Source organism: Streptomyces fulvoviolaceus (assembly GCF_000718165.1).
Taxonomy (GTDB): domain Bacteria; phylum Actinomycetota; class Actinomycetes; order Streptomycetales; family Streptomycetaceae; genus Streptomyces; species Streptomyces fulvoviolaceus.
The window spans coordinates 1-8660 of record NZ_JOEY01000114.1 but is presented as its reverse complement, the minus strand read 5'-3'; the positions used below and the strand labels follow the sequence as shown (position 1 = coordinate 8660).

6 protein-coding genes and 1 pseudogene are annotated in these 8660 nt (G+C 68.0%); 5 read left to right on the top strand and 2 right to left on the bottom strand.

Going from position 1 to position 8660, the window contains the following annotated elements; translation table 11 throughout:
• Positions 1-794 precede the first annotated feature (794 nt).
• The 5 genes from IG08_RS0152495 to IG08_RS0152475 all read left to right on the top strand — a co-directional run bounded on the left by IG08_RS0152495 (position 795) and on the right by IG08_RS0152475 (position 5565).
• Positions 795-1019: a hypothetical protein gene (locus tag IG08_RS0152495; protein ID WP_030621803.1), complete on the top strand. Its 225-nt coding sequence runs from the start codon at positions 795-797 to the stop codon at positions 1017-1019.
• Positions 1016-2356 carry a sigma-70 RNA polymerase sigma factor region 4 domain-containing protein gene (locus IG08_RS62275; RefSeq protein WP_052425341.1) on the top strand — a complete coding sequence of 447 codons (1341 nt, stop codon included), beginning with the start codon at positions 1016-1018 and terminating at the stop codon, positions 2354-2356. Before IG08_RS0152495 ends, IG08_RS62275 begins: the two co-directional genes overlap by 4 nt.
• A gap of 681 nt (positions 2357-3037) precedes the next feature.
• Positions 3038-3286, top strand: coding sequence for a hypothetical protein (locus IG08_RS0152485; RefSeq protein ID WP_030621798.1), 249 nt, complete (start codon positions 3038-3040; stop codon positions 3284-3286).
• Between the two features lie 273 nt (positions 3287-3559).
• Complete coding sequence (locus tag IG08_RS0152480; protein WP_338060208.1) at positions 3560-4201, top strand: leucine-rich repeat domain-containing protein; 642 nt, start codon at positions 3560-3562, stop codon at positions 4199-4201.
• Between the two features lie 284 nt (positions 4202-4485).
• Positions 4486-5565 (top strand): hypothetical protein, encoded by a 1080-nt coding sequence (locus tag IG08_RS0152475; protein WP_030621794.1) that lies wholly within the window; start codon positions 4486-4488, stop codon positions 5563-5565.
• A gap of 247 nt (positions 5566-5812) precedes the next feature.
• Here the strand turns inward: IG08_RS0152475 and IG08_RS0152470 are convergent, their stop codons facing one another.
• A complete protein-coding gene (locus IG08_RS0152470) occupies positions 5813-7150 on the bottom strand; it encodes a hypothetical protein (protein WP_030621792.1) in 1338 nt (445 codons plus the stop codon).
• A 273-nt stretch (positions 7151-7423) separates the two neighbouring features.
• Positions 7424-8660 (bottom strand): annotated as a pseudogene (locus tag IG08_RS62270) (hypothetical protein); the annotation flags it as partial.

Genomic DNA, 8660 nt, shown 5'->3' with positions numbered 1-8660 from the left:
TCGATCCCACTCCGCGTTCGTCAGGTCACCACGTCCCATGCAGCCAGCCTGACCCCAACACCCCACCCACGTAAGGGGATCCGAGAAACAGCGCCTAGGGCTAGAAGTCTGCTGCCCGCACGTGCCGTTCCGCAGTGCGGGCAGCATTCCCGGCGGCGCGCACACGCCGCCGGACGCGGCCCTCTCTGACTGCGATGCAGCTCGTCTCCCAGGCGGACACCGGTATCACGCAGGCCGATCGGAAGCCGCACCCCGGACAACCGGTAGCGCCTGCCGGTCTGGTCCGGATCAGCCTTCCGGAGCAGGCGAACACGTCCGATGCCCGGCCTCGTACCGGGGGAGTGGACCGGTACGCGGAGCAGGGCGGCCACGGGGCGATTCCCTGGCCGAGGGGGTGTGTGGGGCGCCCCTTCCGGCTGGTCGATGGGCGTCGGCGTGGGGCCGGCTGTGGTGTCGCGTGCGGCCATGGCGGTGCCCGGTCGCGGCCGCCGACCCCGGGCAGCTCAAGTGACTTGCCTCACATTCATGCAATTGCACGAGTGGGGAACGTTTGCGCAAACCAGGGCGTGCGCCAGTAGCGGTGCAGGTGGTGAGGGTGGCGCGCAGGGTGGCGGATTGCGGCGGGTGGGGTGGCGAATATCAGTGCGAGATTTGCCGTAACCGGAAGGCCACTCTCCGTTAAAAAGTGGTGGTGAGGTGCTCTGCACGAACCGGCGGGGCCGCGTTGTTTGCTGGTGTCCAGGAGCAACCAGGCTCCAGGCACCGGCAGTTGGGACATGCGGGGAGGCGCACCGGTGCTGCACGAGTTCGAAGGATCCACTGTGACACTGGACGACGTCGCCAGCCTCGTGCTGGCCTCGGCTGCAGCGGCGAGGGCGTTCGCGCCCGATGTTCGCGCCGGCATGCGGCGCCTGTTGGGCGCCGGAGTCCGCCTGGGCGCGGAAAGCCTCATCGCCCAGCGCCAGCCGGCCGCCCGCTCTGACGCGGCCCGCCTGGACGAGACGGGGGGCGGCCGGTGACCGGGCAGCCCCCCGAGGACGTGGGTGAGCAGGCCCTGCAGGATTCCAGCGACGTGGTGCCGCCGGCCTTCTGGGCCTTCCACGAGCTCTACCACCAGGCGTATTTCGAATACGCCTTCGTGCAGTTAGGCGACCAGATCGCCGCCGACCAGCTGGTCGACCAGACCTTTGTGTTCCTGGCCGTGATCTGGCAGCAGGTCACCGAGCAGGAGACACCCGAGGCGCTCGCCTGGACCCTGCTGAAGGAACGCGTCGGAGCCGAGCTCGAAGCCCAGGGCCGGGAAGCGGCCGCGCTGGAGACCCTGGCCTTCGAACGTGCCATACGCGCCGCCTGCGATCCGATCCTGGACAGCTTTCGCGCCGAATTCCGCGCGCAGGTTACCGAACTCGAAGACACCATGGGCCTGTATGCGGCAATAGCCCGCCTGCCGGAACGTCAGTTTGATGTCATGGTCCTGCAGTTCGCCCTCGGCTTCCCCACCAAGCGGGCCTCCCTGGTCATGGGCGTGTGTGCGAGGCCACGGTCCGCTCCACCCGCCGCGCCGCCAAACGCCGCCTGGCCGCGAACCTGGGACTGGAGTTCGGCGAGGACACCGACGATGAGGAGTGACACCCCGATGCGCCCGCACCAGCCGCGCACCCTAGACGAAGCCCTCGCCCGAGCCCGCATCCTCCAAGACACCTACACCCCCGCCCACCGGGAAGCCTCCCGCCGCCGCATCAGCGATCAACTCCACGAACTGCGCTGGATGCAGGCGCTCACCAACCCCGCCGGCCCGGCACCGCGCGGCCCGCGCTCGCCCCTGCTCCTGCACCAGCGGGCCGCACTCGAACTGCGCGCCCTGTGCCAGGGCATCATCCACGACGACGACGCCGCTCACCGTATCGCCCGCTTCAACAAAGCCCGCGATCCCGGCGGCGCCCTCGCCTTCGCCTGTCTCCTGGTCCTGGCCGACCGCGAAGAAGGCGCCCAGTTCTGGCTCCAGTATGCCGCCGGCGGAGGCCAGGCCACCGGAGCTATCTGCCTCTACCTCCTGCACCTGGGCCGCGGCGAATGGCGCGACGCCACCTACTGGGCCAGACAGATCGAAATCCTCGAAGGCGAGCCCTGCCAGTACGCGCCCGTCCCGCACGAAGTCGTCGACACCACCACCGGCTCGGGCGGCGCCCTGACCGTCTTCCTCGACCTTCCCGACGACGCGGCCGCCGTCCCGGAAGACGCGGTCAAGGACGCCCTGGACGACCTGGCCGTCGACCGTATCGACGGCTTTGGCCCCATCCCGCAGCCCAACGCCAGCCTCGCCCACCAACTCGAAGACCTCGTCTCCACCCACTGACCCCACCCCCACGCCGTGCCGGCGCGCTCCCAAAGCCTCAGGCACGCGCCAGCACATGAGAGGGGCGAACGTTCCTGCGGTGCTCCCACAGCAGAATGTGTTTCGCCCGAGGCCACGTAGGACCTGGGCGGCGGGCGAGGGGATCAGGAGCCCCTGGTGTCCTTGCGCGAGACGGCGGTGTCGCGCGCGGCGCTGGGCAGATCGGCTGCCCGGCTGGTCCAGGCAGGGGCTCGGGGTGAGGTGGGCGGGAAGTCCCGTGTTCTTGGGGGCTGTGCTGCCGCGTGAGCTTCAGCGATCGGGTGTGTAATGGGAGCTGAAGGGTGGTCCGGGCGGAGAGCCGAGCCATGAGTGACCGCGGGCGGAAACCTCGGCAGCCGGAGGTGGAGAGCGCCGCACTGCGGAAGACACCCCAGTGGGGTGCGCAGGCTCCCGCACGGGTGGTGTTCCCCGGCCATGGCAAGCCGATAGATCCCGAGCAGCGGGAAGCGGAACTGACGCGGTTCGTCAGCTACATGGCGGCGCGGGGGTGGACCCAGGTCCATCGCATGTCCGGGGCTGTTCTCCTTGCCGAGGTTCAGCAGGCCGATGGGGGAGAGGCCGTCGGCGTGGGTGCAACGGGTGTCGCTGCCGGTGCGGCGGTGGGTGGGGCCGGCCTTGTGGGAGTGCTGACCGCCCCGGCAGGTGGAGCGCGGGCGGGCGCAGCCGCCCCGGTACGCCTTGCAGCTCACAGCGACCGGCACCGGCGCCGCGTGGACCTACGGCCCAGGAACGCCGGTGGTCACGCTCACCGCCCCCGCGGAAGACCTCCTGCTTCTGTTGTGGGGTCGACTGCCAGCCGAGGGTCGACTGCCAGCCGAGGGCAGGGCCTTCGCGTGTGATGGCGACCGGCAGGCCGGGCGACGGATCCTGGAGGGCCCCTTGACCGCTTGATCCGTGTGAACGGCCTTGCCCGGGAGCTTTGTTGGCCGATGGCCGTGCCGGGGAAGTAGGTTGAGCGGATGTCAGGGTTGCCGTTGATCCTGTTGCTGTCGGGGAGTCCGCGAGCCGCCTCCACCGATGAGGCCGTACGGCGCCTGCTGCGGTTCTTCGCCTGATCCGTCGACATACCGAGGAAGGGAACACGCCGTGCCGCACGTGCTGAACCTTTGGCGTCAGCAGCTGGGAAAGGTACCGGAGTCCGTCTGGCAGGACACCGAACTCCAGGTGCTGATCCTCGCGGACAACGGGCTCACCGACCTCCCGCCCGAGATCGGACATCTGCACCGGCTTGCCACCCTGGACCTTGGCCACAACCACCTCGCATCGGTGCCGAACGAGCTGGGTGACCTGACCGCCCTCGATGGATGCCTCTACCTGCACGACAACGACTTGTCCGAACTTCCGGATGCGCTGGGGGCGTTGACCCGGCTGCGCTATCTCAATGTCGGCGAGAACACGCTCACGGCCCTGCCCGAGGCCGTCGGCCGAATGACCGGCCTGATCGAACTCCGGGCGCAGCACAACCGGCTGGCCACGCTGCCCGATAGCATCGGCAACCTCCGCGATCTGCGTGAACTCTGGCTCCGCGGGAACGTGATCGCGAGCTTGCCGCCATCTGTAGTCGACCTTCACGAACTACGCCACCTGGACCTGCGGGAGAACGCCCTCGCTGAACTACCGGAGTCCCTGGCGGGGCTGCCCCGCCTACGCCAGCTCGACGTGCGAAGCAACCACCTCACCCGGCTCCCGGAGTGGGTTGTCGACATGCCCGCGCTGGAAAAGCTGGATCTGCGCTGGAACTCATGCGAACCCTCGCCGCAGATGCTGACCCATCTGGAGCGGCGGGGATGCATCGTCCTGATGTGACTGAGGGGGAGAACCTTTCGATCTCCCCCTGACGCGCATTGTTTGAGCCTGCGGGCACACGGGCCTACGTCGGCAGTGCCGCGGACCGGAAGCGCTTGGCCAGCCGTCAGGGGTGGGGTTCTGTCTCAACCCGTAGACCTGCCATTGTGCCCGCGTTGTGTGCGAAATAAAGGCGGCGGGAACCAGGCAAAGTGTCCGGGATGCGCGAAATCTCGTGCGCCCGGCCCGGCGCCCTCGGTACCGTGATCTCTTCGCCGCCGGGTGGAGTCACGTAGGAGAACACGATGGCCTCACAGCCGACCGGCCTGTTCCCTGTCACCGACGCCGCGCGCCACGCCAAGGGCCGCCAGAAGATGCACGGCCTCGCGCTCTACATCTCGCACGTCTGGGAAGCCGCCGCCAACACCACGACGTCGCTGTGCCGGGCGCACGGCATGCAGGTGGACACCGAGCGCGTCGCCCTGGAAGCCGCGCCAGCGCTCGCCGCCATCCGAACGCTCGACCTCGAAGTGATCTGCAACAGCCAGAGCCAAAGCGAAAAGATCAGGTACCGCCAGTTCCTTAAAGACGACCTTCAGGGGCGAGTCGTCCGCGGCCTCCTCCTGCTGCGCAACGCCGACATTCATATGCCGGCCACGATCGACGTCCCGGCGGACCGCGTCGTCGGCGGCGGGGGCCTGGGCTACCGCGTTATGCCCTCCTGGCTCCCGTTCGACCAGCTCCCCCACGGCATCCGCAACAACCCACAGAACAACAACAGCGTCGTGGCGGCCTACCGGGACGCTGTCGCCAGCCAGCTCGTCATAGACACCCTCCTCGACGCCTTTGCTTTCTTCCGTCGCTGCGACCCCACGCTGGCCCGCTACGTCCCGGGCACCGAGGACCTGGAGTACTTCCCCCTCCTGCCCACCACCCACGACTACGACCGGCTCCACCCCGACCAGCCCAGTCGCCCTCAGCTGGAAGCCGAGGTTCGCCGCCTCACACAGGAGAACCCGCCGTACGGCACCGGCCGGGAGATCCTGCACAGCTTCAGCGGCGACGGCCAGCCGGTCTACTGCGGCAACACCATCCGCCACAACATCCGCACGGCGTTCGTCGAGCCCGGCGCCCAGATCGTGCGCGACATCCGGGCTGGCTTCCCGTACTTCGCCCTGGCCCCCGACGGCACCCGCCACGACGTCAGCGTGAGCGATGAGGGCATCCGCGTCGCCGCCGGGGCACCGCTCGCCAACATGTCGCTGTCCGCCCCTCGGAACCACTCCCGCCCGGACGTCTGCGCGGGATGGTGGGAGCTGACTGCCACGGACGCGTTCCTGTACCGCAGGCAGCGGCACCTCCAGGGGGGCATCCGCGACCTGTAGAGGCGCTCGACAAGAGACTTCGGCGTGGTGTCGGCGGCGGACGCCAGAAGGGGGAGGTGCAGCGGACCGAACGCGGGTCTCGCCTCGATCCGGGTGTTTCGTCTTCGGCCGTGGCGGGGCGCTCAAGCCGGTTCCTGCCCACTGAGTTCCGTCGCTCGACACTCGGTCTCGGCTAACCCAAGCGACTGATCACTGCGCCTCATCCACACACATCGGCGAACCGGATAAAGAGTTACATACAGTCCTCTCAGGATCTGTGTGGCCAGAAAAGCGAGTCAGGGATGCCAACGGCGGGCGGCCGCCGGGGGACGATGACGCCGATGGCGTCTTCGGCGGCCCGCAAAGCCTGTTCGTGGCTGCCGCTGCCGAGCTGATGAGCAGGGCAGTTTCTGCAGTCGCCGGTCCTGGCGTGCGCATTGTGGCTGCCGTTGAGGCCCCGTACGTGAGCGAAGGCGTGTTCGGGGAAGTCGGCCCGCACCGTGTGCCAGGTGCCGTGTCGCTCTGCTTCGGTGAGGCCGGCGGCTACTTCCGGGTGCATCGGCGGGTACAGGTGGCCGTCGTGCTGGCGCAGCATGAAGACGCGGTCGACGTAGTCGACGGTATCCCCCTTCGGCTGCTCTGCATTTAGCCAGGCCAGGGCGTCGCTGCGGCTTCCGGGCCCCCAGAGGTAGTCCGCGGGGAACTGCGTTGTCTCGAACCGCGCGTCGAACTCTGCCCAGTGTGCGTCCTCGTACCAGTTTCCAGGGCGCGAGACGCTGCGGATCAGGAGGTACAGGTATCCGTCGGCACCCGTGTCGTCGCGCAGGGCATCGGCCTGGGCCATGTGGACGCTTCCCGCGTCGTTCCAGGCCATGACGACGATGTCGCGTTCCACCGGGGCGGGATACAGACGCCCGCCAGGAGTCGGGTGTCCCCACAGCTGGTTGATGAGCTCTGCCAGATCGTGCAGGGTCCGTGCCGTCTCCACGGGCATGGTGCGGTGGTAACCGGTCGGGTGGGCGACCGCATTGCGCAGATTCGACTGCGCATGCTCGATGCCACGCGCGCGCTGACCACGCAGCAGACCAGCCGCTCGCGCCCAGGTCCGCAGCCCGGCGAGCATGCCGTTGAAGTCGATCAGCGTGCTGCCGACCTTCAACTGCCACTGCGGCGACGGCTGCTGCCGTGATCTCCGCCGGTTCCTCCTGCCCAGCTTCTTCACCGCGGCAAGCACATCGTCGTAGGTGCCTACGGCCTCGGTTCTTGGAGACTCCAAGCCGTTGGCGTCCTCGAAGGTGACCGTTCCGGCGTACCACTGGAGGAACCGCTCCCGCAGCGCCTGCTCCATCACCAGCAAGGCGCGGTCGTCGACCACGGTGAAGATGTCATAGTCGAGCAGGCCATAGACGAAGAGACGCTGAAGCCGATCGAACTCCCGGCGGGTCCCCTCCGCCACATCCGAAGCAAGCTCGCAGTCCGCGACCATCCGTTGTAGGAACTCGGCGGACAGCTCGGCCGGCATCGGGCCGCCCAGCCCGAACGGGGTGAAGATGAGCGCTGTGCGGTCCGGCGTCTGTAGTTCCTCCAGCGAGCGGATCTCTGTCACGGTTACGACCTCCTGTGTGTGCAACCCATCAGGATGCATGAGGAGTTCGCACTGCGCCATCTCTTTCGTTGCTGCTGGATGAGGGTGTGTGAACCGCTCCAGGTCTGATGGAGGCTGCGGACTGTCCCGAGTTGAGTGGAGTCGAGTTGCTTGGTTTCAGGCTACTGGTGGTGGGGTGCGGAGTTCGTACTCCACCGGGCTGAGCATGCCCAGGCCCGTAGGTGGGGGCAGGATTCATTCCCAGAACCAGCCGGGCTGTTTGTGGCAGGCGTGTCAGTGGTGGGTTTGCCAGCGGTGTTCGTAGGTGTGGAGGTGGTGGGTGAGGTCGGTTGGGTGGATGGGTTTGTTGTATTGGGCGGTGATGCCGTGCTGGGCGAGGTCTTTGGCGATCTGGTCGAGTGGCGGGTTGTCGGCGAGGGCGCGGTGTTGGGCCCAGATCTGATAGATCCGGAACTGCAGGAAGTAGCGGGCCAGGGCCTTGGGCTTGATCGGCTGGCCGTCGCGGCCGAGGATGCTGTGTTCGGCGAGGCGGGCGGACAGCTCTTCAGGTCCTGGTTGTCTGCCGTGTTCGTGTTGGAAGGCTTCCCAGGCCTGGTAATAGCGGTCGGCTGCGGTGGCGACAGGGTGCCTGGTGACTCTGCTGCTGGGGTGCTTGTCAGCGACGGGCGGAGGTGTGAGTTCCGTTTCCGGTTGGGGGATCGGTTTCTTCTCGCTGCGGGTGCCGGTGTCGGGTGCTGGTGGGTTGTCCCGGTCGGCATGGGTCGGGGCGAGTGCGGACGGAGAGCGCGGTAACAGTCCGTCAGTTGTGCTGTCTGCGTGCTGAGTTGGTGTGAGGGGCGGACCGTCTAGGTTCGGGTGCGGGCCGGGTCTGGTGGGCGGATCCTGTTTGGCCGCTGTGGCTGGTGGGGCGGTGCCGTGGGTGTCGGGTCGGTGGGGTGGCTCGGAGAGGACCTCCTGCTGCGGTCCAGTGGGTTTCTCCATCGCATCGCTGTGTGGGATGTGCCCGGGGTTGTCCGTGGTGAGTGGGCGGTCTGCCTCGGCAGCGGCGTCGTGCCGGGAGAGGGGAAGCGTCGTGGTGGGGTCCAGGTTGGCCGCCTGACCGAGTCGTTCCGCTTCGTCGTTGTTGCCTGGTGTCCGGTGCTGATGGCCGGGGGGTGCTGGTTTCTGTGGCACGTGATGTGGCCTGTTGGGAGAACGGCCCGCAGGACTGAAGGCGGTGTCAGTTCCATCCCGGGCTTGGTGGGGCGTCTGCAGGTGCGGCGCTGGCCGTATTCCTGCTGCTGCCAGGCCCTCCGGGGCTGTTGGGGCGAGGGCGATGCCGTAGCGCGCCAGGCGTAGCGGCATCAGGCTCTCCACCGGGGCCTTGCGGCGCCAGGCGCGGCCGAAGCGGGAGCGGAGGCGGGCCTGGTAGACCAGGCGCTCCTGCTCCAGCTTGATGACCTGCTCGTAGGAGCGCAGCTCCCACAGCTTCATGCGGCGCCACAGGAGGAAGGTCGGGAGCGGGGAGAGC

Excerpts from the sequence above, each read along its gene's own strand:
- IG08_RS0152475 (WP_030621794.1), top strand. The coding sequence starts at position 4,486 with ATGGCCTCACAGCCGACCGGCCTGTTCCCTGTCACCGACGCCGCGCGC.